The sequence below is a fragment of the Limnohabitans sp. T6-5 genome, assembly GCF_003063315.1.
In the GTDB taxonomy this organism is placed as follows: Bacteria; Pseudomonadota; Gammaproteobacteria; order Burkholderiales; family Burkholderiaceae_C; genus Limnohabitans_A.
Map to the genome: position 1 here is coordinate 81,138 of NZ_NERV01000005.1, position 26,222 is coordinate 107,359.

The window sequence follows — 26,222 nt, forward strand, 5'->3', positions numbered from 1 at the left end:
CCTTGATGCAATCCTCCAATCAACCCGTGCTGCGCGACCTGGTGCTGGTCGGCGGCGGCCACAGCCATGTGGGCGTGCTGCGCATGTTCGCCATGAAACCCGAACCCGGTGTGCGCATCACCGTCATCTGCACCGACATCGACACGCCTTACTCGGGCATGCTGCCCGGCTACATCTCGGGCCATTACAGCTTTGATGAAGTGCACATCGACCTGGGCCGCTTGTGCGCCTTTGCGGGTGCCCGGCTGTACCACGATGCGGTGGTTGGCATCGACCGCCAAACCCGACAGGTCATTTGCCGCAACCGCCCGCCAGTGGCCTACGACGTGCTGTCGATCAACATCGGCTCCACCCCACAAATGCAGCAAGTCGAAGGCGCGCAAAATCTGGCTGTGCCCGTCAAGCCGATCGCACAGTTCAACCAGCGCTGGCTGGCCCTGCTCGACAAAACGCGGCAATGGCCATCGCACAGAGGCCGCATGACGATTGCGGTGGTGGGCGGCGGTGCCGGTGGGGTGGAATTGCTGCTGTCCATGCAATACCGCTTGCGCAATGAACTCAAGGCGCTGGGGCGCAACCCTGAAGACCTGAAGTTTGTGCTGCTCACGGCCGCTGACACGATTTTGCCGACGCACAACCCGGGGGTGCGCGCATGCTTTGCCAAGGTGCTGAGTGATCGCAACATCGAAGTGCACACCCAGGCCGAGGTGGTGCAAGTTTCGCCCGGCTGCCTGCACACCAAAAACGGCCGAACACACGACGCCGACGAAACCATGTGGGTCACCCAAGCCGGTGGCCCCGCGTGGCTGCAAAGTACCGGCCTGGCGGTCGATGCGCAAGGGTTCCTCCAGGTCAATGCACAACTGCAAACATTGACCGACCCACGGGTATTTGCGGCAGGGGACATCGCCTCTTTTGTAGACCGTCCGCTGGAAAAAGCCGGCGTATTTGCCGTTCGCATGGGCAAACCTCTGGCTGAGAATTTGCGCCGCAGCTTGCGCGGGCAATCCTTGGTGACTTACAAACCACAGCGCCGTTGGTTGGCTTTGATTTCAACCGGCAACCGCCACGCCGTGGCGTCGCGTGGCGCCTTGGGTTTTGCAGGCGATTGGGTCTGGCTCTGGAAAGACCGCATTGACCGCGAATTCATGCGCCGCTTCAGCGATTTGCCGGAGATGGCCAACAGCCACCCGGGCGCCCCCGTCAGAACCGCCCGCCGATCTCTGGGCCAATGGTGGAAAGACATCCAAACCCAAAACCAAGCCCCGACCACGCGCCTGTCCCTGAGCGCGGAAGAATCGCTGCAAGCCATCTCGGCCATCGCCATGCGCTGCGGTGGCTGCGGCGCCAAGGTGGGGGCCAACATCTTGTCGCGTGCCTTGGGCCATCTGCAACCGGTTGATCGCCCCGATGTGCTGATCGGCTTGCACTCGCCAGACGATGCCGCCGTGGTGCGCGTGCCCCCGGGCATGGCCGTGGTTCAGACCGTGGACTTTTTCAGGGCGTTCATCGACGACCCTTATGTCTTTGGCAAAGTGGCCGCCAACCATGCACTGGGCGATATTTTTGCCATGGGCGCCGAGGCCCAAACCGCCACGGCTGTCGTCACCGTTCCGCCGGGACTGGAGAAAAAAGTTGAAGACCTGCTGACCCAAATGATGGGCGGCGCCATCGAAGTGCTCAATGCCGCAGGCTGCGCCCTGGTGGGCGGTCACACCGGCGAAGGTGCGGAACTGGCCTTGGGATTTGCCATCAACGGCCTGATCGACGAGAAGATGGCGGGCGTGATGCGCAAGGGGGGCATGCAAGCGGGCGACGTGCTGCTGCTGACCAAACCCATCGGCACCGGCACCCTGTTTGCTGCGCATGCCCGGCATGCGGCCAAGGGGCGCTGGATTGATGCAGCGCTGCAATCGATGCTGCTATCCAACCAGACGGGCGCGCAAATTTTGCAAGCCCACGGCGCCACCGCCTGCACCGACCTGACCGGTTTTGGATTGCTCGGCCACCTGATCGAGATGACACGCCCCTCGGGTGTGGACGCCGAGCTGCAACTGAGCACCTTGCCCCTGCTGGACGGCGCGGTCGATTGCGTCAAGGCGGGCATCGTCAGCTCTTTGCAACCGGCCAATGTGCGATTGCGCCGCGCGCTGCGCAACGCCGACGAGTGGGTGAACGACCCGCGCTACCCCTTGCTGTTTGACCCGCAAACCGCAGGTGGTCTGCTGGCCAGCGTGCCTGCTGCGCGGGCTGCGGCCTGCGTGCAGGCCCTGCAAGCGGCAGGCTATGTGCACACCGCCATCATTGGCCGCATCACGGCACAAGGCGAGGCCCTGGAGCCGGTGGCGCTGAAACTCTGAGTGGATGGCCCCGGATGACCGACCATTTGACCCATGGCCCTTTGCACATCGCGTGTCTGTGTGCCGAGTGGTGCGTGATTTGCCGGAGCTACGCGCCCTTGTTCCAGCAAATGGCCGCAGAGACCCCCGATCATGCCTGGCACTGGATCGACATCGAAGACCACGAAGACGCGCTGCCTGGCATTGACATCGAAACCTTCCCAACCATCGTGATCCTCGACCACCAAGGCCTGTTCTGTTTTGCGGGCACGGTGGAACCCCGTCCGGACATGCTCAAACGCCTCGTCCAATCTGCACAGACGGGGCACTTGCAGCTGTCACCCGCCGATGCGGCGCCCTGGATGCCGGTCAAAACGCTGCTGGGCTTGCGCTGAAGCTGCTCATCTTGCGCAACGCCACGCACGCCATATGACCATGAAGTGTTGCAAGTCGGTGGTCGAAGACCCCGACACGAGGTGATCAGCCCCTCGCACATGAACAAGCTTTATCGGTCAAACGCGCACCCTTCGGACTCTTCGAGTGCCGACCTACGGGGTCAGCGGCACATCGCCTTTGTCGGTGGATGACTTGATTTTTCGGTCACTTCAAATGTCAAGAAAAAATCCATTTTGACTACTCACCCGCGTCGCCCATCATGGAAGCGTTTCACCCAAACCAGCAACTGCTTTGGTGCATGCACCCGCTTCCATTCACCAGCAGCGTATTTGTTGGCCTCGGACCATGTGGGGTAAGTGTGGAGGGTGCCCAGAATTTTGTTGAGGCCCAGGCCGTGCTTCATGGCCAGCACGTATTCGGCCAGCAGGTCTGCCGCATGCTTGCCCACGATGGTCACGCCCAGAATGCGGTCTTTGCCGGGCACCGTGAGCACCTTGACCCAGCCCCGCGCTTCGCTGTATGGCCCCTCGTCACAGATGGCCCGGTCCAGATCGTCGATGTCGTAACGCGTCACTTCATACGCGATGCCTTGCGCTTGGGCCTCTTGCTCGTTCAGGCCGACACGCGCCACCTCGGGGTCCACAAAGGTGGCGCTCGGGATCACGCGGTGGTCGACCTTGAAGGATTTGAAGTCGCCAAACAGCGCGTTGACGGCCGCATACCAGGCTTGGTGCGCGGCGGTGTGGGTGAACTGCCAGGGCCCGGCCACATCGCCTGCGGCGTAGATGTTGGGGTAGAGGGTTTGCAAATAGTCATTGGTGTCCACGGTGCCGTGGGTGGGCACACCGATGTCTTCGAGGCCGTAGCCTTGCAGTCGGGCCTGGCGGCCCACGGCGCAGATCAGGGCATCGAAGGGGATGCTGCGCTGCTGGCCCTGATGGTCGAGCACCAGGGTTTTCTCGACGCCATCCTCCATCGCGGGCAGGTCGGGGCGTTCTGTGGACTGCCGCATTGCTGCGCTCATTGCAGTTTCGGTTGGGGTGATTTCACACCGCAGGGCCTTGTGCCCGGTGAGCACTTGCACGCCGTCTGCCGTCAGGGCCTCGCGCACGCATTGCGACACCTCCTCGTCTTCGCGCGGCATGAGGCGTTCGCCCATTTCGACCTGCGTGACTTGCGCGCCCAAACGCGCCAGGCTTTGCGACAACTCGCAACCCATCGGACCACCGCCCAGCACCACGATGCGCCGGGGTATCTCGTCCAGCTGCGCGAAGGCGTCCCACAGCGTGTCGCTGGTCAAACAGCCCGCATCGGCCAGGCCCGGCAAGTCCGGCACCACGGGGCGCGCACCGGCAGCGATCACGATGCTGCGGGCGGTCAAGCGCACGAGCTTGGGCGTGCCATCCGGCCCGGTGGTGCCATCGCTCATCGTCACCTCCACCGTCCACGGGTTGATCAACTTGCCGTAGCCTTGCAAGACCTCCACACCCAGGCCGGTGTAGCGCTCAATGCTGTCGTGCGGCTCGATCGCCTGGATGACATCGCGCACCCGCTGCATGACGGCCTTGAAGCTGAATTTGGGCTCGACATCGTTCAGACCGTATCGGGCAGCGTGGCGCATCTGGTGGGCCACCTTGGCGCTTTTGATCAGCGCCTTGCTGGGCACACAGCCGTAGTTCAGGCAATCGCCGCCCATTTTGTGCGCCTCAATCAGCGTGACCTTGGCTTTGACGGCGGCGGCGATGTAGGCCGTTACCAGCCCCGCCGCACCGCCGCCGATGACGATCAGGTTGCGGTTAAAGGTCTTGGGGCGCACGCTGGCCCAGCGGGCGTAGACCTGGCGCTTTTGAACGGCGAGCCACACACGCCGCGCCAGCAGCGGAAAGATGCCCAACAAGGCCAAGCTGCCCCAAAGCGCCGGGCTCACAATGCCCTGCACCGAATCGAGCTGGCCCAACTGCGTGCCCGCATTCACATAGACGGCCGTGCCGGCCAGCATGCCGATCTGGCTCACCCAGTAATACGTCCAGGTCTTCATGCGGGTCAGGCCCATCAGCAGGTTGATCAGAAAAAACGGCAGCACCGGCACGATGCGCAAGCTGAACAGGTACAAGGCCCCGCTTTTTTCCACCCCCGCGTACAGTTCGGTCAGGCGCTGGCCAAAGCGCGCCTGGACCCAGTCGCGCCACACATAGCGCGATGCCAAAAACGCCAAGGTGGCGCCCAGCGTGGACGCGAACGACACGATCAACAAACCCGGCCAAAAACCAAACACTGCTCCCCCGGCCAAGGTGCCGAGGGTTGCCACCGGAAACGACAAGGCCGTGGCCACGACGTACACCAAGAAGAACAGCGCCAGCACCATGAATGGCTGCTGCGCGTGCAGTTGCGCCATGCTGGTCTGACTGGCCTTGAGCTGTTCAAAACTCAGGTAGCGCCCCCCATCGAGCGCCAAAAATGCACCCAGGGCCAAGGCCAGCAACAGCACCAACAGGATTTGACGAGCGCGCATGAAGTGGAAAAACTCCTGAATGGCCGATGAAGTGGCCCATGATGTGGGAAGGGAGTGACCCCAGGCAGTGAACGATAAACGCTTATGGCGCTGTCGGTGGGTGCGGGGCAAGAACTTACTGCCTGCGGGCGGGTGTTGGGCGCTGCTTGGCCTGCCTTTGCGCCGTATTTTCACGCATACGCCTCAATTTTTGAGCCGCATAGTTCAAAATACGGCGCATGGACACCCGCAAACCCCCCACACACCCGCGCTACATCTGGCAACACCGTGCTTGGCCGCAGCTCACCTTCGATGCAACAGCGCTCGCCCGCGCACTGGATCAAGCCCGGTTGGAGCAGGGCCGCTTGTTGGGCCTGTTGGGGGCCATTGGGCTGGAACAGGCGAATGCGGTGCAGCGCGAGTTGTGGGTGCAAGAGGCACTGGCCACCGCCGCCATTGAGGGGGAACAACTCAACCTGGCGTCCTTGCGGTCGTCGGTGGCGCACCGGCTTGCCTTGGCCGATGCGCCCGGCGCGGACCGTTCGGTGGAAGGATTGGTGGAGGTCATGCAAGACGCACTGGCCAGGCACAGCGCGGCACTCGATGTGGACAGGCTGTGTCGCTGGCAATCGGCTTTGTTTCCGGGGGGGACTTCGGGCATCAGACGCATTGCCGTGGGGCGACTGCGCGATCAAGCCGATGCCATGCAAATCGTCAGCGGTGCACTGGGGCGAGAGGTGGTGCATTACGAGGCGCCACCCTCGGCGCAGGTGGCTGCTGAGTTGAACACTTTTTTGACATGGTTTGCCGACACGGCTCCCACAAACGCCGCCATCAACGGCATTGCACGGGCGGCGCTGGTGCATCTTTGGTTTGAGTCCATCCACCCCTTTGAAGATGGCAACGGCCGCTTGGGCCGCGCCCTGGCAGACATGGCATTGGCGCAGGACATGCACGCACAAGACCCGCAAGCCAGCCCCGCACTGGTGCGGGTGTACGGCTTGGCACACCAAATGCTCAAAACCCGCGCCGCCTATTACGATGCCCTCAACCACGCGCAGCGCTTGCGCGGCATTGCGCCCGAGGCCAGCACCCTGGATGCTACGCCGTGGGTGCAATGGTTTGTGCAGGCCTTTACCCACGCGTGCAGAGCCAGCCAAGCCGTGGTGCGGGACGCGACGGTCAAGGCTCAGTTCCGGCAGCAGGCAGCCCAGTGCCACATCAACCCTCGCCAAAGCAAGATACTTGAGCGCCTGCTGGCAGCCGGGCATGTGGGCTCAGGCGGCGGATTTTTGGGGGGCATGAGCAATGAGAAATACGCCAAGATCACCGGCGCCTCCAAAGCCACCGCCACACGCGACCTGGCCGACCTGCTGGCCCTTGGTCTTTTGCGGGTTGAGGGCCGGGGCAAGGCCACACGCTACGCAGTCAACGTGCCGGGCTGGGAGCAGCCGACCCTCAAACTCTAGACTTCAACCGCCCATACCCCCACCCAATCCGCATCGCAGTTGTCAACGCACACAGCGCAGCAAAGCCATAAGCCAACAGCGCAAAGTGCTCAGGCCACACGCACATGGCGGCAAAGACAGCGATGGTCTCGGTGGCTTCGGTCAGGCCCCCTAAAAAGTAAAAACTTTTGCCGGGCATGGCGGTGTCTGGCAGGCCGCGCTTTTCGGCCAGCACGGCGAAGGCCAAAAAGCTGCTGCCGGTGCCGATGAAGCTGGCCAGCAGCACGGCGGCAGGCAGCGCGTTGGCACGGGGATCGGCCACGGCAAAGGCCAGGGGAATGGCGGCGTAGAACACGAAGTCGAGCGTGATGTCCAGAAATCCGCCTGCGTCGCTGGGCTGGGTCAATCGGGCCACGGTGCCGTCCAGTCCGTCGAGCAGGCGCGAGGCCAGCAGCAGGGCCAAACCCCACCACCACGCTTGCAGCGCAATGGCCACGGCTGCGGCCATGCCCACGGCAAAACCCAGCCAAGTCAGTGCATCGGGGCGCACGCCAATGCGCACCAGCCAGCGCCCCATCACCATCAAGGATGGGCGCATCAGCGCTTGGGCGTGGCGATCAAGCATGGGTGGCCTTTGTAAACAAAGTCTCAGATGTGAGTGGCCAGCGCCTGCATCGCTGCCGCACGCGCATGGAGGGCGGTGGTGTCAAACAGTGGCACCGAACTGTCTTGTTCACCCACGAGCAAAGAAATTTCGGTGCAACCCAGGATGATGGCTTGCGCGCCCTGCACCACCAGCGCGGCCATCACTTGCCGGTAAGCCTCGCGTGACTCGGGGCGCACAACGCCCAGGCACAGCTCTTCGTAAATGATGCGGTGCACCGTGTCGCGTTGCGGGGCATCGGGCGTGATCACTTGCAGGCCATGCTGCTGCACCAGGCGGTCACGGTAAAAGTCCTGCTCCATGGTGAAGCGCGTGCCCAGCAAGCCCACGCGCTGCACCCCGGCCTGCTGCAATGCGGCAGCTGTCGGGTCGGCAATGTGCAGCAGCGGAATGCGCACGGCCGCTTCGATGTGCTGGGCCACCTTGTGCATGGTGTTGGTGCACAGCACCACCATGTCGGCCCCCGCTGCGGCCAATGCGCGTGCGGCTTGGGCCATCGCGGCGCCTGCGGCTTCCCAGTCACCCGCACGTTGCAGGGCCTCAATCTCGTGAAAATCCACACTCACCAACACCAACTTGGCCGAGTGCAATCCGCCCCGTTGCGCCTTCACGGTTTCGTTGATCTGCCGGTAATACGGCACGGTGGATTCCCAGCTCATGCCGCCGATCAGTCCAATGGTTTTCATCCTAGAAAACGCAGTTGAACGCGCCCGAGGGTACTGCCATGGGGGGCAATGGCCAGGCGCGAGGAGGCCGCAGGCTGCACCCCTGCAACGACGAGCAACGCCGCCAGTGCCCCCCAGGGCTGTGCCATCGGGTGCGTAGCGGTACCACCCACCAGGTGAGCGTCTTCGTGCTTACAAAGTTCAGGATACATCAGGGTTTCCAGCGGGTTCAAAGCGGTCAACTGCGTTTTCTAGGTTCATGGTTCAGACCTCACGGGCCAAGGGCAAATTGAGCAAGAGGTTTTGCGGCTTGAGTTTGAGCAAGCCCTGATCGTTCATGGCCAAGCCCAGATAAACCGGCTTGCCCTGCACATCGGCCCGCATGTCTTGCGGGTGGTCAAAGCGCAGCGTGAACAGGCTGATGAGTTGCTGCTGGCGTTGAGCGTCCAGCTCATGGCCTTGGTACAAATCATTGAGCAAGGCCGTGGCCGTGACGTCCAGGCCAACATGCCAGCGCCAGGCCGGGTCGTCGACTTTTTGCACAGGCTCGATCTTGACCGACACGCCCAGGAAATGCTGCACCCAACGGCTGAGCACCGTGGCCAGCGCTTTGAGGCCCGAACGGGCGTTGACCATTTTCAAGATCAGCCCGTGCGGCAACTCGTTCTGAATCTCGTGCGTCATGTCGAGCAAGAAGGCATAACGGCCCAGGCCTTCGCGCTGAGCGAGGTAACGGTCTTCGTTGTCCTGGTGCAGCACCTTCACATCGACGGCCTTGAGCGGTGCACCGCCCTCCATCAGCAAGCGGCCCATCTCGCCCAGGCCACCGGTAGCTTGCAATTGGTCGAGCGTGTCGCTGTCGCCCGACAGCACGCGGCCATCGCGCACGGTGATGCGTTGGCGTCTGAACAACAGCTCGGCCGATCGCCAGACCCAGGCATCGTCAACGCTGCTCAGCACTTGGCACACGATGGCCTGCACCACCAGGTCGATGAAGAGCGGGGGCAGCTGGATGTTGCCGCTCTGGATCCAGCCCATGTAGGCCGACTCCAGCGAGCCCGCGCTTTGCACATCGTCGCGAAAGCGCAGGAACAGTTCATAGTTCTCGCGAGCGTCTTCGTCCTTGAAGGCTTTCAGGCTCGTGGTGGCAACCTGCATCAAGGGCGTCTCCAGCAACGCCTTGTGCAGTCGCACCTCTTCCTTGCACGACTCGGGCACCAGCGCCATTTCGGGGCGTTGCAGCCACAGCCGCCAGTAATCCGGACTGGGCACCAGCCAACCCCGCTCGTTGGGGGTCAGGTGTGGGTGGCCGCAAGCCGTCCAGATGTGCTGCATGGTTTACCTTTTTTCTGAAGATGGTTTTGCCATTGATCATGCCATTTCGCCCACTCGATCAGGCGCAGATCGAATCAGACCCCATGGGCGGCGCGCAGGACTTTGAACTTTTCGAGCGCCAGCGCCACGAAACACTCGGGTATCAATAGGTCCCATCCACTCCGGCAAATGCACTTGTACGGCTTGCAGCACAGTGGGAACGCCTCCTTCGGATGAGCCATCGCTGGCGGGCCTAGCGCCCATAACCATCGGTGCCTCCTGTGGCAGCTTGCGGCTTCTTTGCCGATTCATGATAGTGACTGCTGGGCGGACGCTTTAGACTGGCCTTTCCCCCCGGGATTCAGGAGGTAGAACACATGATGACCATTTTTGGAGCCAGCCGCGCACGCCCGTCGATGGGGGTGCTGAGCGCTCTTGCAGGCAGTCTGATCTTTGCGGCCAGCGCACACGCGGCAACTGCCCAGTCAGTGCCGCCCGAATTGCCCGCCGAAACCTTGACAGTCACCAGTCTGGCCGATGCCCCCAGCACTCGGGTGTATGTGGCCGATGTGGCCATCAGTCACATTGTGGACGGGCGCATCCGTGTCTTTGATGCCACGCAAGGCCGCTTTTTGGGCATGATTTCTACCGGCTTTGCAGGCAATTTCACGCTCAGCGCCAAGGCCGACGAACTTTATGTGGCCACCACTTATTACAGCCGGGGCACGCGAGGTGAACGCACCGATGTGCTGGAAGTGCACGACACACGCCACTTGGCCCCCAAATTTGAAGTGCAGCTGCCGCCGCGCCGTGCCCAGGCCCTGAACTACCGTGGTCTGGTGCGCGCCACGGGCAGCGGCCGCTTCGTGCTGGTGCAAAACGCCACACCGGCCACCTCGATCACCGTGGTTGATCTGGTTGCACGCCAAGTGGTCAATGAAATCCAGACCCCGGGTTGCTGGGGCACCCTGCCCGCCGCCAACGGCAACCGTTTTGCCATGCTCTGCGGCGACGGCAAGGTCGCTACCGTCACCTTGAGCGAGCAAGGCCAGGTGACCGATCGCCAGGTCAGCGAGAAACTTTTTGATGCCGATACCGACGCCTGGTTTCACCACGCCGAACAGGTGGGCGACCGTTACTGGTTTGTCTCGTTCCTGGGGCAGTTGACCGAACTCGACCTGAGTGGCCCGGTGGCACGCGTGGTGCGCCAGCAAGCCCTGGTCAACGCCGCAGACCGCAAGGCGGGCTGGCGGCCCGGCGGGTATCAGAACTTTGCCGTGGACCCCGGTGGCCGTTGGTTGGTGGCAGGCATGCACCCCAAGGGGGCCGAAGGTTCGCACAAAAGCCCTGCGGCACAGCTGTGGGTGTTTGATCTTCAAAGCGGTCAACGGGTGGCCAAATACCCTGGCAAGGCCACCGCTTCTTTGACCTTTTCTCGCAATGGCGAACGTCTGCAGGCACTGGACGGCATGACGGGCGCCATGAACGTCTGGCGCTGGCAAGGCAAGGGCAAGCTCACGCACCTGACCACGGTGGCCAAAGCGGGCGAAGCGGCGCTGCACATCGAGTCGCACGACTGAGGCCCATGGCATGAACATGATGTCGCTCGACCCTTTGGCCGTCTGGATTCCAACGGCCTGGCTGGCCACCCTGATGGTGCATGCAGGTTTGGTCAAACACCTGGACCGTGCTTTGTTTGAGCAGCACCTGAGCGCCTATCGGGTGCCCGACGCCTGGCTTGCGGTGCTGGGCTGGACTCTGCCTACAGCCGAAATGGGCTTGGGCTTGCTGCTGCTCTCGCCCTGGCGAGATTGGGGTGCAGTCGGCAGTTGCGCGCTGCTGCTGCTGTACGCCGCCGCCATGGCCTGGCACCGCAAGGCAGGCCGCCAGCTGAACTGCGGCTGCGGCGGCGAGCCCTTGCCCCTGTCATGGACCTTGGTGCTGCGCAACCTGTCATTGGCGCTGTTGTGCTGGCCCGCCAGCGCGGTTCTCGCTCCGCGCCCAATGCACATCGCCGACTATGGCGTGACCCTGGGGGCGGTGTTGCTGGGCGCCTTGCTCTGGGCCGCGTTTCACCAAGTGCTGCGGCAAACTCGCCGCCCCAACCTCGTTTAAAAGGACTAACTCTCATGGATGCCATGACCCTCTCCGTCGCGCTGCTTTGGATCGCCGTACTCGCCTTGGGACTGCTGGTGTGGGCGCTGTCGCGCCAGGTGGGGGTGCTGTTTGAGCGGGTGGCCCCCATGGGGGCCCTGGTCACCGACGCGGGTCCCGCCGTGGGCCAGCCTTCGCCGATTTTTGACCTCACCGGCCTGCAGTCCGAACAGGTGGTGATCGGTGGCCCCCAAGCGAAACCCACTCTGCTGTTTTTTTTGGCGCCCACTTGCCCGGTGTGCAAGAAACTGATCCCCATTCTGAAAAATCTGGCGCGTGACGAAGCCAGTGCCTTGCGCGTGGTGCTGGCCAGCGATGGGGAGGGCGAGCACCTGCAGTTCATGCGTGCACAAGGTCTCGAATCCATGCCCTACCTCTTGTCCACCGAATTGGGCATGAGCTACCGCGTTTCGCGACTGCCTTATGCGGTGCTGATGGACCGCCAGGGCGTTGTGCGCGCCAAGGGGCTGGTCAATTCGCGTGAACAGCTCGACAGCTTGCTCAATGCGCATGACATGGACACCCCCACGATTCAGAAATACCTTGAAGGCCACGCAGCCTGAGGCCAGGCCTTATTCCGGAGACTCCCCATGCAATGGTTATTGAATACCTTGGACCGTTTGACTGAGCGGCGCGTGCGCGCCGTGGCCAGCCAGCACGGCAGACGCAGCTTTGTCACCCGTCTGGGCACGGCACTGGTCGGTGGCGCCATCTTGCCAATGCTGCCCTTTGACCGCAGCGGCCAGTTCATGGGCGCGCAAGCGGCCGAGCCTGGCAAGAAGATCGACAAGACGCTGGACCCCACGCAATGCGAATACTGGCGGTACTGCGCCTTTGACGGCTACCTGTGCACCTGCTGTGGCGGCTCGCTCACGCAATGCCCGCCGGGCACGGAAGCGTCCAAAGTGTCATGGGTCGGCACCTGCCTGAACCCGCAAGACGGTCGCCACTACCTGGTGTCTTATAACGACTGCTGCGGCAAAGGCTCGTGCGGGGAATGCCTGTGCAACAACAACGAGCGCGAGCGCCCCGGCTATCGCCTGGGGGTGCACAACGACATCAACTGGTGCATGGCCAACACCAGCTCCATGTTCCACTGCACCACCTCCATCATTGTGGGAGTGGCCTGATGCGTGCACTCTGGTGGGGGCTGGCCAGCTGGCTGAGCCTGTGCATACCTCAGGCACACGCAGAAGATGGTGCAGCCTTGTTTTCACAACACTGCGCCGCTTGTCACCAGGCCGACGGCAGCGGCACTGTGGGTCTGGCGCCTGCCCTCAAAGGGGAACACTGGCAGCGCCTGGGCACAGACCGCAATTACCTGGCGCAGGTGATCATGCATGGGTTGTCAGGCCCGATCGTGGTCAATGGTCAGCGTTTTGTGGGCAGCATGCCCGCCTTTGCCGGGCAGTTGAGCGATGAGCAACTGTCCGCCATTGCCACGCACTTGCAAGGTCTGCAAGAGCGGCCTGGCCCAGCCTACAGCGCACAGGACTTCGCCAGCGTCCGCGCCAGTGCAGGCAGCCCGCCTCAGTCGCGTGCCCTGCGCACCCAGCTGCTCAAGTAAGACCATGCGAGCAAAGGGCTGGTCACTGACAAGCCTGGCATGTCTTGGCGTGGGATTTTTCGCCAGTTCAGTCCCCCACGCCCACGAGGTGCATGGCAACATCGCCACCACCTTGGGGCGGCAGGTGGTGCTGCACGCCAATGCACCGTCCATCTCGCCCACCCACAGTGCGCGTGCGCTGTATGTGTTGCACTGCGCGGGCTGCCACAGTCTGGACGGCAGTGGGTCGATCAGCGCACGCGTGCCCGACATGCGGCAGTTGGGGCTGTTTTTGCGGGTGCCCGGCGGGCGCGAATTCCTGATCCAGGTGCCCGGCGTCATGGGCTCAGGCCTCAACGATGCGCAAGTGGCCGAGGTCACCAACTGGGTGCTGAACACCTTGGCTCATGCGTCCATGCCACCCAATCACCGCGCCTATGATGCTGCCGAGGTGCATCAAGCGCGCCTGAACCCCTTGGTGGATGTGTCAGCCGCCCGTGGCTTGCTGGTGCACCGTGCACAGCAGCTTGGTTTGACATTGGCCCTGGCGCCTTGATCCGCGCCTGCAGGACACCAAACAACCCGCATGGCAAAAATCTACGAACACCACGCCTGCGATGCCCAGGACCAGGCCGCCGCCTTGACCGGCTGGCAGCAGCGCTACGAGCAGCTCAGTTGTGGCCGTTTTGAGGGCCGAGCCTGGCAAATGGTCATGGACCAAGGGGCCTTGCTGCGCGAATCGAGCAACCTGCACCTGCGCCAACAAATCACCCCACCGCCCGATCATCTGGTGTTGGCCATTCCATTGGCGGTGCAGCCGGGCTCGCGCTTTGCCGGTCGCCCACTGGCACGCGAATCGCTCTTGGTGTTTGGTGCCGATAATGAGCACCATCTGGTGTCAGCCGGTGCGTTGGACCTGATCGGCCTGTCGGTTCACCGCGACAACTTGAAGCAATTGCCCAGCCAAAAACTCGAATGGCTGCATCAGGCAGAGCGCGTGCGCAACCTCGATCTGTCTGCGGATGCAGCCAGTGCCATTCGGCACATGCTGCTGGCGGTCACAGCGAATGCTGCAAGCGGCATGGAAATCCTGGACAGCCATGCCCAGGAGTCCGAGTTACTCAACGCCACCCTGAGCCAGACCGTGATGTTGGCCATGCACAGCGCACAACAGGCGTCCAGCATTCCGCGCCGGGCTGACTCCAGGCTCAAAGTGGTGCAGCGCGCCATCGACTTCATGCAGGCCCATGTGCACGATGCCATCGGCGTGCCCGACATTTGTGCAGCAGCCTATGCGAGTCGGCGCAGCCTGCAATACTGTTTTGAAGAGGTTTTGCACACCACACCACAAGCCTATTTGCGCGCATTGCGCCTGAATGAAGCGCGCCGTGTGCTCAAACAAGATGTTGCCCCCGCCATCCTTGACATTGCCTGCGATCTGGGCTTTTCCAGTGCCAGCCATTTCACCCGACACTACAAAATCATGTTTGGCGAGTTGCCCTCTCAAACCCTCAAGGCCAGTCCTGCGGGCGCACCGCCCATTTGGGTTTGAGCCGCGCTGCGTGCGCTCATTCCACCGGCAGGCAGCCAAAGCCCATGGGCGCTCCGGGTAGTTCTTCAAACATGCTCAAGCCTTCGACATTGATGTCCACATCGTGACCCATGTCCATGAGTTTGTGAGCCAGCTCAGCTTTGTCAGAGACTTCGAGTTTCCGGTAAATTTCGCGCAGGTGGTGACGCGCCGTGGTCGGTGCAATGCCCAAATCGCGGGCAATTTCCTTGTAATTGGACCCCGCCGAAAATTGCTGCGCAATTTCTGACTCGCGTGGCGACAATCGGCCCACATGGCTGACTGGGCGCAAATCAATCAGCCACAAGTCACCCACCGAATGCAAACGCACGCTCAAGCGCTGGCCTCTGTAGGGTGTACCTGCCAGCAAATGTCTCACCAAAGGCTCGGGCAAGAGCGGCCCCCGCCACTGTGGCCACTCCAGACGCAAGGCGGCGGTGAGGGCCTGATCGGCCACATACAGCATGCCTCGTTTGTCAACCACACCCAACGAGGCGCGCCCTGATGCATTGCTGGCACGCACACGCTCCAGGTGCAGCATCCAGTTGGCCGACAGCGCTGCCGTCAGGTGAGGCATGAGCATTTGCATGGTGCGTCGCTCATGTTCGGTAAAAGCGGGCTTGCCTTCCATGCGGTACAAGGACAAAAAAGCCATGAGTTTGAGTTCAGGCAACAAAGTCACCGTGCACAAACAACTGGTGATGCCAAAACGCGCCATCAGTGAAGCCAGTCCGGGTGAAGCGTACAGCTGCTTGCGGCCGAAATTCACGCAGGTGCCAGGCTCCAGCATGGCCGCATCGGCAATCGTGTCTTGTTCTTTGATGTCGTCCCACAAGCCCGGGTAAAAAGCGGGCAAGCGATAAGGCAATGAAGCATGAACCTCTAGCTGACCGTCCAGAGGCTGCGATGCCATGCCCCACCAGGCAGAATCGAAATCAAAGCGCGCACTGATCGCGTCCATGGCCAGACGCTGGAAGTTCTGAATCGGGGCCAAACGCGAAATGCGGTACAACTCCAACAGGGTTTTGCCAAAAGTTTCTGTATTCATCACAAGACGACTCGGTTGAATCGGCATTGAATTGAACACCTTTTGCTTCGGGGCGTCCATCAGGGTTGATCCGGGCGTATCAGGCGCGCAACGCGGCAGCGGTGTTCAGCGCCAGAGCTTTTCTTCGGCACTGTAAGCCATCCCGGGCAGCTCGCCTTCTTGGATAAAAGCATCCACCACATTTTTCATGATGGTCGACACCGGGTTGTCAAAGTCCCGGCACGGCAAGGCCTGGCCCCAGGCGATGGAGCTGGGAGAAAAAACCGCGCCATTTTGGGGAGTGGTGAAATACACGATGTCACAGCGCACGCCGGGATTTTGCGTCCCCCCCATGCCGGGGTGGTTGTACATGATCTCTTCCTGCACCAAGGGGTAGTTGTCGGAAAATCCCTCGCTGGTGGCCAGAATGCGCGCGTGGGGTGGGGTGCCCAGCGTCAGGTCATAACGATCGATTTCGATGCCCGCAGCGCCATGGCCACCCAGTCCGAAGTCGCCAAACAATTCCTCGGTGACCCCCTCAAAAATCCAGGACACGCTTTTGTGATAACTGTCGGGCATGCGGCGAAAGGGCACCGACTCGTCCATGCCTTCTGACGCAAAGCCCGTGCCCACGAGCTTTTGCGGTGCACGGTTGCGGTGACGCCACAGGCCGCTGCGCTCACCCGTGGTGGCCAGGTAATGCTCACCTGGTCGCGCCTGCCATGCACGCGAGCCCGCTTCGAGTTTGCGCACCTCCATGATCCAGGGCATGTCCGGTTTGTAACCCACCACCCAGTAATAGCCATTGCCCGAGAGGTAGAGAATGCGCCCCCCTTCGGCCAGGTAATCCTCGGTGGCATCCAGCATGGGTTCCGAGTAGTACTCGGCATGGGTGCCGTTGATCACGGCTTTGTAGGGTTTGAGTGCTGCAACGCCCTCGTGATGCAAATCATCATCGGTCAACACTTCGTAGTCGTAACCCATTTTTTCGAGCCAGGCGATGATGGACAAATCGGCTGGAAACTGCCAAGGCCAAGCCACGCCAGGCATGCGGCACTTGGGCCGCATGTTGATGATGGGTCTGCGCCGCGAGGTGTAACAAACCCCATGGCCGCTGCGGTGACTGTCGTAGGTGGACAGACCGAATTCCAATCCGTTTTTGTAGTAGTCAATATCCTGAGGCTGGAACACCGGAACACAAGCCGTGATGGACTGTGCCACGGGGATTTCAAAAGTCAGCTGGGCATTGGCATAGGCCATATAGCTGGCAGTAGGAATCAGCATGGCCAGCGCAGCTTTGGGTTGGGCTGCGCGGACAAACAAGGGCAAATACTCCTCGGCCATGGCGCCTGCGTCGGGGTGATTGTCTTCGTCGGTCGGGCGCAATCGAATCGCATAGACCCCGCTGCGCAAACTCGCGGGCACCAGGAAGCTGAATGTCGGCGCCCATTGGCAATCGGTCATGGCGTCTTCATGGAATTCGATGCCGCCATACTCTTGGTGCGAGAGTCGATAACAGTCGTTGCGTCCATTCCAGTTCCATCCGGTCTGGCCACGCACCGGGCAGTTGATGCCCTGGGCATGCAATTGGTAGGGGCCGCTGTCGTGAACCGTCTCGCCAATGCCATGATCGGTGTAACCCACACTGGTGTCCCACCACGCCAAGGTCGCCGTGTGGTGCGTGGGGTGGCCTGTGCGCAATTGGGACAGCATGTCATCTGAGGCAACTGCCCCCACCACGCCCGGGCGGTCAATCTTGCCGTTGAAGCATTGCGCGACAAAGTTTCCTCGCGCCGGATTGCGGTCATGCGCGCCCGCGATCAAGAACCCGGTGCCCACCCCCGCACCGACGCGCAAACGCGTTTGCACATGCGAGTGGTAGTCCATGGGCACGATCTTGGACAACAAAGAGTTGTAGCGGTTGAGCACCGCCTCCTGGTGCACAGTGGCCACGCCACTGACCGGGTCGTAGGTGGCTGAAACGAAGTACCAGATTTTCGCCAAAACAGGTACTTCAGCCGTGACTGAATCCACTTGCTGACCGTCGCCCAACCAAAATTCCAGCTGCCCTTGTCCATTGAGGCCCAGTGCATAACCACATCGGCGCTCAATGTCCCAGTTGCCCAGAATCACCTGGCGACCGGGTGCGGGCGCCGTGGGGTAAATGAACGCATGCAAGGTGATGGCACCGGGGGCATTCAAGCGGCCTTGCGGATCATCCACCCTCAAAAAATTGCCCGCTTGCACATATTGACGCTGCACAGGCCAAGTCCGGTTGATATCGGCCTCCATTTCCTGTTCGATGAAGCCGGGGCCTTGTGGATTTTCATCGCCATGAATCAGGCGCACAAGTTGCGCTTGCACTTGTGTGATGCCCTCGGCACTGATGTGCGCGGTGACGCTGTGACCTGCTTTGACAGACAGGTTGTCGGTGTAGCCATGAATGCGAATTTGCGCCATGTAATGTGCTTTCCAGATGAAGAATAAGGTTCAGGATTCGAGCAAGTCCTGGCAGCGCTTGAGAAAGACTGCGTGATAGGCCGAATCCAGGTCGCTGTAGGCTTTGTCGTCCACCCTGCGTGGTGGCACACCGCGCACACCAGACAGCGCAATCACGCGATAACACTTGAATGGCTCCTCGGCCATCAGGGCGTATTTATCAACCAGTGAAGCGACCCTGAAATAGTTGAGCAAACGCATCAAATCGTCGCTGTGCTGACCACGCGGACAAACGCGGTGCTCCTCGATCACCTCCGGGGTGACCCGCTGCTTGAGGGCATCTCGCGTGCGCTTGTCAAAGCGGCGATGGGCAATGATGCTTTTGTCATGAATATCGACGGCTTCTTCAGGCATGACTTCTCCTCCATGTTCAGAACGGCTGGCGCGTGCCTGGCTACGAATGCGATCTCGCCAAGCTTCAAATTGGGCTTTCATGCCAAATAAGCCATTGCGGGTCAACAAAACCGTGGCCAACATCAGCATGCCAATCAACACCAGTCGCATCGGCCCCAGGTCGACCAGGAGTTTGTCAATGCCCACCACCAGCAAAGTGCCGACCACTGCCCCTTCGGCGGTGCCCAGGCCACCGATCACGATCATGGCCAGCAAGAGCAGCAAGTTGTCCATGCCAAAAAGCGAAGGCGATGCGCCTTTGAAATGGCTGGCATAGAACCCGCCGATCAGGCCCAAAGCGGTAGACGAGATCAAAAAAACCTCGATGCGGGCGCGCCGAAAGTCAATACCCACCGCTTGCGCAAAAGCTTCTTGTTTTTCGGGTGCGGCACGCAGCAAGCGCCCCAGTCGCTGACCATTGACAGCGCGGTACAGTGCCAACGCCAGCAACATCACCCCCAAGCAGGCGTAGTAACCCAGCATGAGTTCGCCCATTTCACTGAAGCTGTCGGGCACATAACTGTCGGCACCATACAAGCCCCCGGTTGCCGAACCCAGGGCTTTGGATTGCACCACCGACACGCGGCACAACTCCACCAAGCCCAGGGTGAGCAAGGCGTAATAAAAACCTTCCAGCCGTGTGGCCGGTATGGCAATGACCACCCCCGCCAACAAGCCCACAACCCCACCCACACCGATCATCCCCCACCATGGCAAGCCATAAGTGATCGATAACCAGGCACCACTGTAAGCAGCCGAGCCCACCACCGCCAAAGTGGCCAATGAAAAAATGCCGGCCGTCCCGATGATCAGCATCCAGACCAGATTGATCGCCGCATAAAGCGCAAAAATGGCTGCCGCAGACAGCAAGCTGTTGCTCTCCAAGCCCACACTGGCCAGTGGTGGCAGCACAGCCAAGGCGGCCAGACCCAAAGCCCACCAAATCGGCTTTTTGTTGATGATTTTTTTCTCACGCGCCAGTGTCTTGGGGTTGTAGACCCCTTGCACCTGCAACACCGTGCGGCGTGTGAACGGGTAACGCACGCGATGCCAAAGTTTCTCGCCATGCCCCCCTAGAACGGGCCACCACCGACGACGGCCCACCAGGTACATGACCGGAGAGGATTTGCTGTTGTTCATACGGAAATTTCCTGATCCTTGACGCGTGTTGCGCTTATTCGCGTGTGTGGTCCAGCAGTCCTGCAATGCCACGCGGACGCACGATCAAGACAGCGATCACAAAAATGAATTGCGTCATGAGCACATACTGGCCACCGAGCAAGGCCCCGGTAAAGGCTTCCAGCGTGCCGATCAATGTGGCCGCCAGCAACGCACCAGGGATGCTGCCCAGTCCACCGCACAACGCCACGATCAAGCCTTTGACAAGGGGCGTGGTCCCCGAAAAGGGGCTGACAAAATAGGTTTGCGACAGCAGCACTGCGGCCAAGCCCGCCAATGCACCTGTGACGGCCATCACCGCCATGGCCGTGCTGCGCAGGCCAATGCCCACCAAGGCCGCACCTTCTGGGTTTTGCATCATGGCGCGAATTTCAAGGCCCGTGCGACTGCGTTTCATCCACCACAGGGTGGCCAACATCAAGCCCGATGCCACCCCAATCGCACCGAGTTTGTCGGGCAACAACGTCATGCCAAACAGCTCCACCGCATCAGTACCAAACAGGGGTGGCAAGCTTCGTGCGTTGGGTCCAAACACCCACAAAAGCACCTGACTGCCCAACAAGCTCAGCGCCAATGTGGCGATCAAACTGCGCACCACAAAATGGGGCTTGTCATGCAAAGGAATGAAGGCCACAGCACCAATGAACATGCCACTGAGCATGCCCGCCACCATGCCCGCAGCCAAAACCACCGGTCCACTGTCGCTGATCAGGGTAGCGGCCAGTGCAGCGCCGTAACCTGCCACGGTAAAGGTCAGACCATGGGCCATGTTGAGCATGCCCAAACTTGACCAGATGATCGACACCCCCAGCGCCAGCAAGCCATAGATCGAGGCCAAGGTGAGTGCCGACAGCAACACAAAAGACAAGTCCACATCAGGCATCACGCGCTCCCCTTCAAATTACCCGCATGCATGCCCAGAATGCGGGTGCAACGGCCTTCGAGCAGTGACATGTTTTGTTCTGCGATCACCATGGCGCCTTGACGCAGATCGATGCGCATCAGCGCGTCCATCACGGAGCGGCTGATTTTGGGCGCCAGCCCCAAAGAGGGCTCATCCACCAGAAACAACACCGCATCCGCCATCAAACCCCGGGCCAGGGAAACCATGCGACGCTCGCCACCAGAGAGCGTGCCCACCGGAGATTGCAGCAATGGCTTGAGTGGTGGAAAGATGTCGAGCAATGCGTCGCGTCGTTGCACGCGCTCGCGCCAAGCCTGACGGGTATAGGCGCCGCAATCGAGATGCTGCGCCACGGTCAGCCCTGGAAAGATGGCATCTCCTTGCGGCATGTGGGCCAGCCCCAATCGCACGATGCGGTGTGTGTGGCGCCCCGGACCTTGGGTGCGTATACCGCCCACTTCCTGGCCGCGCAACTTGATGGAGCCACGCTGCCAGTCGGTCAAGCCCGAGATGGCCCGAAACAAGGTGGACTTGCCGTGACCGTTAAGACCCACCAGGCCAATGCGCTCACCCGCGTAAACCGTCAAGTCCAAATCGTGCAGCACCGTCAAAGGGCCATATCCGGCCGACAACTGACTCACCTGCAACACTTCAGCCGGGGTTGTATTCATGAAGCCTCCGCATGGGTTTCAAAATATGCGGCGCGTACACGCGGGTGCGAGAACACGCGATGCGGTTTGTCTTCAGCAATCAATTCACCCCCATCGAGCACCACCACACGTTCGGCAATCGCCGCCAGCAGCTCCAGCCGATGCTCCACCAGCATGATGGCCACCCCCAACTGTTGCGCCAGGTAACGCAGGATGTTGTCGATCTCGTCCACTTCAGCCCCCAAAAGACCCGCAGCAGGTTCGTCCATCAACAACACCTTGGGCCTGCGCATCAACAGACAAGCGAGCAAGAGTTTTCGGCGGTTCAGGGTTTCCAGGGCGCCTGCGCTTTGCGCCATTGGCACCGACAGGCCCACTTGCTCGCAGGCCCATTGCGCATGGTGCGACGTCAGGTAGGGCGCATAGGCCTGCCGCGCCGCTTTGAGCACCTGCTCCACACTGAGCTGCTCTGGCACCACCGGAGACTGGTAAGTGCGCGCCAAGCCCAGCCGCGCGCGCTGGTGCAATGGCAAGGCGGTGACGTCCCGCCCCTCAAACGTGACCTTGCCTTGTGTGGGCAGGGTGCGCCCGGAAAGGATTTCAAACAAGGTGGTCTTGCCCGCACCGTTGGGGCCCACAACGCCCAGCACCTCACCGGGCCGCACGCCCAGCGAGATGCCTTGCAAGACGGTGCGGGCACCAAAGCGCATGTGGATGTTGTCACAAAAAAATATCATGGCGTGTCCCGAAGAAGAGCACAGTGAAAATGGGCACCGATGGTGCACTCCAGCCCTGTGTCTTCCACGGGGCCAGGCGTTTATTTGCTCATCCAGGGGGCGGGTTTGAAGCTGGCTTGTTTCAAGGTGCCCGGGGCAATGATCTTGTGTTCGCCGTTTTGCACCTGGAAGAACAAATGCGCGATGCCTTGCTCCTGATCTTTGACTTCCATGGGGTAGTGCTTGGGCGCTTGCTGTGGATTGTCAAATCGGTAAAAACCGTTCACACCCCGGTAGGTCAATTTGCGCAAGCCCGCGTTCACCGCTTCAAAGTTGTCGGGGTCAGCACTCTTCCAGTTTTGCGCCAGGAGCTTGACCGTGTCGTAGCCGCCACCGGTATAGACCAAACCCATCACACCGCCTTTGGACAAGTACTCTTTGCGATAGGCATCGCGGAAAGCCTGCCCCTGTTTGTCTGCATAGGCGCCATACACCGTGCCCCAAATGAAGCCCTCTGCGGCTTTGCCTGCGAGGTTCAAAAATTCGGGTTGAGACGGACCGTATTGCAAATACACCAGGGCACCCGGCAAAGGGTTGGCGGCAAACTGCTTGGCAAATGCGGCCAACTCCGCAGCGACCCAATGGTTGACCATGACCACCCCGGCGCCAGTCTTGCGGATGTCTTGCAACACAGGGCCCCAGTCTTGGACGGGGAACTGGATATCGGTGATTTTGGCGAGTTCAAACTTGCTGGACTTGAGGGCCTCTTCTGCGGCTTTGGAGATCGTCTGGGTGTAGGCGATCTGCTCACGGATGATGTGAACCTTGTTGTTGGTGGGTTTCCAGCTGCCGCTGGTTTGCAACTGCTCCAGGAAAGCGGGCAGACCAGCACCATAGAAAGTTTCGGAAGGGTCGATCTGGAAAATATGACCGTACTTGGCTGGATTGGCCTTCACGAGGTCCAGCGAAGCTTGCTGCGTATTGCCATGCAGGTAAGGTGCCTTGTAACGCGAAACCGCTTCCATCGCAGGGGTAGGAATCAGCACAAAGGGCGAAGCAATCGCCTGGACCTTGGCATCGGCCATTTTGCGGAAAGTCGCTTGCGTACCCTCGGGCGTCATGATGTCGATGTCAAACACTTTGAGCTCAATCGGACGACCATTGACACCCCCTGCCGCGTTGATTTCCTTGGTGGCCAGTTTGGCACCGTTCAGGTAATCGGCGTGATCGGCAACACCGGCCGGTCCGCTTTGGGCAATCGGCAGGCCGATCACAATGGGTTTGGCTTGAGCCCATGCACCGGTGGTGCTGAGCCACGCTGCAGCAGCGATACACGTCAGACCCAGCGCGCGGCGGGTCAATGGATGGCGTTGTGGTTTCATGGTGTCCCTCAAAATGTGACAAGCCACGCAACATTGCGTGACTGAGAGGGACTTTAGGCATGCCGACATGACTTGCCTATCCAACACATGCACCACCCCGGGTCTGCCCCAGTGGTTCAAATGAACCAAGGGCTAACCCTAGTGACTATGGCACGGGTGTGCTTTTACAGATTGGGGGCCAGCAATCGCTGCAGGTCTTTGACTTGCACGCCGCTGCGCTGCGCGAGGTCTTGCACCTGGTCATCGCCCACTTTGCCGACGTTGAAATACTGCGCCTCGGGGTGGGCGATGTAAAAACCGCTCACGCTGGCCGCTGGCGTCATGGCCAGACTTTCGGTCAGGCCCATGCCAATGTCTTGGCATTGCAGCAGGTCAAACATGGCTTGTTTGGCGCTGTGGTCGGGGCAGGCGGGGTAGCCGGGTGCGGGGCGGATGCCTTGGTATTTTTCGGCGATCAGTTCTTCGCTTGTCAGCGCTTCGCCTGCGGCGTAGCCCCACAAGTCGGTGCGCACTTTGCGGTGCAGGCACTCGGCCAAGGCTTCGGCCAGGCGGTCGGCCAGTGACTTGAGCATGATGGCGCTGTAGTCGTCGTGCGCGGCTTCAAAGGCCTCTGCGCGTTTGTCGGCCCCAATGCCTGCGGTGACGGCGAACACGCCCACATGGTCTGGCGCTGTGCCTTGCGGCGCGACGAAGTCGGCGAGACACCGGCTGGGGCGCATGACCCCATCGATCATGTGTTTTTCGGTCTGCTGACGCAGGCCGCGCCAGGTCATGGCGACCTGCTGGCGAGTCTCGTCCGTGTAGAGGGCGATGTCGTCGTCATCCACGCTGTTGGCGGGGTACAGGCCCATCACAGCGTTGGCCGTGACCCAGCGGCCGTCGATGATTTTTTGCAGCATGGCCTGGCCGTCGGCATACACCTTGCGTGCCTGCTCGCCCACGATTTCGTCATCCAGGATGGCAGGGAAAGGCCCCGCCAAATCCCAGGTCTGGAAGAACGGTCCCCAGTCGATGTACTGCGCGATCTCGGCCAGGTCGTAGTTTTTGAACACGCGCCGACCAATGAATTTGGGCGCAGCGGGCACGCCCTGCGACCAATCGATGGGCGTCTTGTTGGCGCGGGCCTGCGCCAGCGTCCACATGGGGGTTTGCTTTTTGTTGGCGTGCTGCTCACGCACCTTGTCGTAGTCGGTGTTCAAGTCGGCGATGAACTTGGCCGCTTGCTCGGACAACAAGCCCTGCGCCACGCCCACGCTGCGCGAGGCGTCAGGCACATAGACCACCGGACCGCTGTAGTTGGGCGCGATCTTGACGGCGGTGTGCACGCGGCTGCAGGTGGCGCCGCCGATCAGCAACGGCATCTGGCGCTCGCGGAAGTAGGGGTCTTTTTCCATCTCCGCCGCCACGTACTGCATCTCTTCCAAGCTGGGCGTGATCAGGCCCGACAGGCCAATGATGTCGGCGTTTTCTTCTTTGGCTTTGGCCAGGATTTCATGGCAGGGCACCATGACGCCCATGTTCACCACTTCGTAGTTGTTGCACTGCAAGACCACCGTGACGATGTTTTTGCCGATGTCATGCACATCGCCCTTGACGGTGGCAATCACCATCTTGCCTTTGGCTTTCACATCTTCACCAGCCGCTTGTTGCTCGGCTTTTTCGGCCTCGATGTAGGGCAGCAAATGCGCCACGGCCTGCTTCATCACGCGGGCGCTCTTCACCACCTGCGGCAAGAACATCTTGCCCTGGCCAAACAGGTCACCGACCACGTTCATGCCGTCCATCAACGGGCCTTCGATCACATGCAGCGGGCGACCGCCCTTGGCCAGAATCTCTTGGTAGGCCTCTTCGGTGTCGTCGCTGATGAAGTCGGTGATGCCGTGCACCAGTGAATGACTCAAGCGCTGCGCCACGCCCACAGGTGCATCAGGCGTTCCGCGCCAGGCCAGCTTGGTGCTTTCGTCTTTGGCTGCGCCCTTGGCGCTGTCGGCCACTTCGACCAAACGCTCGCCCGCATCAGCGCGGCGATTGAGCACCACGTCTTCCACCCGCTCGCGCAGCATGGGCTCCAGATCGTCGTACACACCGACCATGCCCGCGTTGACGATGCCCATGTCCATGCCCGCTTGGATCGCGTGGTACAGGAACACGGTGTGGATGGCCTCGCGCACCGGGTCGTTGCCCCGGAATGAAAAACTGACGTTGGACACGCCGCCCGAGACCTTGGCACCCGGCAGGTTCTGCTTGATCCAGCGCGTGGCGTTGATGAAGTCCACCGCGTAGTTGTTGTGCTCTTCGATGCCGGTGGCAATCGCAAAAATGTTGGGGTCAAAAATGATGTCTTCGGGAGGGAAGTCCACCTCGTCCACCAGCACGCGGTAAGCGCGCTCGCAAATCTCGATCTTGCGTTCGTAAGTGTCGGCCTGGCCTTTCTCGTCAAACGCCATCACCACGGCGGCCGCACCATAGCGCTTGACCAGCTTGGCTTGGCGCTTGAATTCGTCCAAGCCCTCTTTCATGCTGATCGAGTTGACGATGCCCTTGCCCTGGATGCAGCGCAGACCGGCTTCGATCACCGTCCATTTGGACGAGTCCACCATCACCGGCACGCGGGCGATGTCGGGCTCACCGGCCATCAGGTTCAAAAACCGCACCATGGCCGCCTGGCTGTCGAGCATGGCTTCGTCCATGTTCACGTCAATCACCTGCGCACCGTTTTCGACCTGCTGACGCGCCACAGCCAAAGCCTGCTCGTACTCGCCGTTCAGGATCATGCGGGCAAAGGCTTTGGAGCCGGTCACGTTGGTGCGCTCGCCCACGTTGACGAACAGGGAGCCGGTGCCGATGGAGACAGGCTCCAGACCGGACAACTTCATAGGGGGAAC

23 protein-coding genes are annotated in these 26,222 nt (G+C 61.1%); 10 read left to right on the forward strand and 13 right to left on the reverse strand.

What is annotated here, in order from left to right; translation table 11 throughout:
* The first annotated feature begins 5 nt into the window (after window positions 1–5).
* Together selD and B9Z51_RS17270 are read left to right on the forward strand one after the other, a co-directional pair.
* Window positions 6–2,360, forward strand: coding sequence for a selenide, water dikinase SelD (gene selD / locus B9Z51_RS17265; RefSeq protein ID WP_108376411.1), 2,355 nt, complete (start codon window positions 6–8; stop codon window positions 2,358–2,360).
* A gap of 14 nt (window positions 2,361–2,374) precedes the next feature.
* Window positions 2,375–2,734, forward strand: a complete 360-nt coding sequence (locus tag B9Z51_RS17270) for a thioredoxin family protein (RefSeq protein ID WP_108376412.1) — start codon at window positions 2,375–2,377, stop codon at window positions 2,732–2,734.
* Window positions 2,735–2,976: 242 nt separating this feature from the next.
* Here B9Z51_RS17270 and B9Z51_RS17275 read toward each other — a convergent pair whose 3' ends face one another.
* Window positions 2,977–5,247, reverse strand: coding sequence for an FAD-dependent oxidoreductase (locus B9Z51_RS17275; protein ID WP_108376413.1), 2,271 nt, complete (start codon window positions 5,245–5,247; stop codon window positions 2,977–2,979).
* A 218-nt stretch (window positions 5,248–5,465) separates the two neighbouring features.
* On the opposite strand from B9Z51_RS17275, the gene B9Z51_RS17280 reads away from it, so the two are divergent.
* Window positions 5,466–6,695: a Fic family protein gene (locus B9Z51_RS17280; RefSeq protein WP_108376414.1), complete on the forward strand. Its 1,230-nt coding sequence runs from the start codon at window positions 5,466–5,468 to the stop codon at window positions 6,693–6,695.
* On the opposite strand, the gene B9Z51_RS17285 is transcribed toward B9Z51_RS17280, so the two are convergent.
* Genes B9Z51_RS17285 through B9Z51_RS17300 form a run of 4 tightly spaced genes read right to left on the reverse strand, consistent with a single transcriptional unit; the run spans window position 6,685 to window position 9,338 of the window.
* A complete protein-coding gene (locus B9Z51_RS17285) occupies window positions 6,685–7,299 on the reverse strand; it encodes a CDP-alcohol phosphatidyltransferase family protein (protein ID WP_108376415.1) in 615 nt (204 codons plus the stop codon). The two genes, B9Z51_RS17280 and B9Z51_RS17285, sit on opposite strands and share 11 nt — an antisense overlap.
* Window positions 7,300–7,322: 23 nt before the next feature.
* Window positions 7,323–8,024 (reverse strand): aspartate/glutamate racemase family protein, encoded by a 702-nt coding sequence (locus B9Z51_RS17290; protein WP_108376416.1) that lies wholly within the window; start codon window positions 8,022–8,024, stop codon window positions 7,323–7,325.
* Window positions 8,021–8,245 (reverse strand): hypothetical protein, encoded by a 225-nt coding sequence (locus tag B9Z51_RS17295; RefSeq protein WP_146187805.1) that lies wholly within the window; start codon window positions 8,243–8,245, stop codon window positions 8,021–8,023. The genes B9Z51_RS17290 and B9Z51_RS17295 overlap by 4 nt, the downstream gene beginning before the upstream one ends.
* A gap of 22 nt (window positions 8,246–8,267) precedes the next feature.
* Window positions 8,268–9,338, reverse strand: coding sequence for a DUF6352 family protein (locus tag B9Z51_RS17300; RefSeq protein ID WP_108376418.1), 1,071 nt, complete (start codon window positions 9,336–9,338; stop codon window positions 8,268–8,270).
* Between the two features lie 359 nt (window positions 9,339–9,697).
* Between B9Z51_RS17300 and B9Z51_RS17305 the strand changes: the two genes are divergently transcribed.
* From B9Z51_RS17305 to B9Z51_RS17335, 7 genes are read left to right on the forward strand one after another with little or no spacing between them, the layout of a single operon-like run.
* On the forward strand, window positions 9,698–10,897 hold the full coding sequence (locus tag B9Z51_RS17305) for an amine dehydrogenase large subunit (protein ID WP_158272921.1): 1,200 nt from the start codon (window positions 9,698–9,700) through the stop codon (window positions 10,895–10,897).
* Between the two features lie 10 nt (window positions 10,898–10,907).
* Complete coding sequence (locus B9Z51_RS17310; protein WP_108376420.1) at window positions 10,908–11,432, forward strand: MauE/DoxX family redox-associated membrane protein; 525 nt, start codon at window positions 10,908–10,910, stop codon at window positions 11,430–11,432.
* 23 nt (window positions 11,433–11,455) lie between these two features.
* The gene (mauD, locus tag B9Z51_RS17315) at window positions 11,456–12,034 is read left to right on the forward strand and encodes a methylamine dehydrogenase accessory protein MauD (protein ID WP_369959530.1); all 579 of its coding nucleotides are present in this window, start codon (window positions 11,456–11,458) and stop codon (window positions 12,032–12,034) included.
* 27 nt (window positions 12,035–12,061) lie between these two features.
* Complete coding sequence (locus tag B9Z51_RS17320; RefSeq protein ID WP_108376422.1) at window positions 12,062–12,601, forward strand: methylamine dehydrogenase light chain; 540 nt, start codon at window positions 12,062–12,064, stop codon at window positions 12,599–12,601.
* Window positions 12,601–13,038, forward strand: coding sequence for a cytochrome c (locus tag B9Z51_RS17325; RefSeq protein WP_108376423.1), 438 nt, complete (start codon window positions 12,601–12,603; stop codon window positions 13,036–13,038). The genes B9Z51_RS17320 and B9Z51_RS17325 overlap by 1 nt, the downstream gene beginning before the upstream one ends.
* 49 nt (window positions 13,039–13,087) lie before the next feature.
* Entirely contained in the window at window positions 13,088–13,573 is a 486-nt protein-coding gene (locus tag B9Z51_RS17330) for a cytochrome C (RefSeq protein ID WP_108376424.1), read from the forward strand.
* A gap of 30 nt (window positions 13,574–13,603) precedes the next feature.
* A complete protein-coding gene (locus tag B9Z51_RS17335) occupies window positions 13,604–14,569 on the forward strand; it encodes a helix-turn-helix domain-containing protein (protein ID WP_108376425.1) in 966 nt (321 codons plus the stop codon).
* 16 nt (window positions 14,570–14,585) lie between these two features.
* Here the strand turns inward: B9Z51_RS17335 and B9Z51_RS17340 are convergent, their stop codons facing one another.
* The 8 genes from B9Z51_RS17340 to metH all read right to left on the reverse strand — a co-directional run bounded on the left by B9Z51_RS17340 (window position 14,586) and on the right by metH (window position 26,213).
* Window positions 14,586–15,635, reverse strand: a complete 1,050-nt coding sequence (locus B9Z51_RS17340; RefSeq protein WP_158272922.1) for a LuxR C-terminal-related transcriptional regulator — start codon at window positions 15,633–15,635, stop codon at window positions 14,586–14,588.
* 105 nt (window positions 15,636–15,740) lie between these two features.
* Complete coding sequence (locus B9Z51_RS17345) at window positions 15,741–18,074, reverse strand: N,N-dimethylformamidase beta subunit family domain-containing protein (RefSeq protein WP_108376427.1); 2,334 nt, start codon at window positions 18,072–18,074, stop codon at window positions 15,741–15,743.
* A 30-nt stretch (window positions 18,075–18,104) separates the two neighbouring features.
* Window positions 18,105–19,646, reverse strand: a complete 1,542-nt coding sequence (locus B9Z51_RS17350) for a branched-chain amino acid ABC transporter permease (RefSeq protein ID WP_233255029.1) — start codon at window positions 19,644–19,646, stop codon at window positions 18,105–18,107.
* Between the two features lie 34 nt (window positions 19,647–19,680).
* Window positions 19,681–20,568 (reverse strand): branched-chain amino acid ABC transporter permease, encoded by an 888-nt coding sequence (locus B9Z51_RS17355; protein ID WP_199227580.1) that lies wholly within the window; start codon window positions 20,566–20,568, stop codon window positions 19,681–19,683.
* Window positions 20,568–21,260, reverse strand: a complete 693-nt coding sequence (locus B9Z51_RS17360; protein ID WP_108376428.1) for an ABC transporter ATP-binding protein — start codon at window positions 21,258–21,260, stop codon at window positions 20,568–20,570. The genes B9Z51_RS17355 and B9Z51_RS17360 overlap by 1 nt, the downstream gene beginning before the upstream one ends.
* Window positions 21,257–21,976, reverse strand: coding sequence for an ABC transporter ATP-binding protein (locus B9Z51_RS17365; RefSeq protein WP_108376429.1), 720 nt, complete (start codon window positions 21,974–21,976; stop codon window positions 21,257–21,259). The genes B9Z51_RS17360 and B9Z51_RS17365 overlap by 4 nt, the downstream gene beginning before the upstream one ends.
* A gap of 80 nt (window positions 21,977–22,056) precedes the next feature.
* Window positions 22,057–23,337 (reverse strand): ABC transporter substrate-binding protein, encoded by a 1,281-nt coding sequence (locus tag B9Z51_RS17370; RefSeq protein ID WP_108376430.1) that lies wholly within the window; start codon window positions 23,335–23,337, stop codon window positions 22,057–22,059.
* Window positions 23,338–23,501: 164 nt separating this feature from the next.
* Window positions 23,502–26,213: a methionine synthase gene (gene metH / locus B9Z51_RS17375; protein WP_108376431.1), complete on the reverse strand. Its 2,712-nt coding sequence runs from the start codon at window positions 26,211–26,213 to the stop codon at window positions 23,502–23,504.
* Window positions 26,214–26,222: the final 9 nt, after the last annotated feature.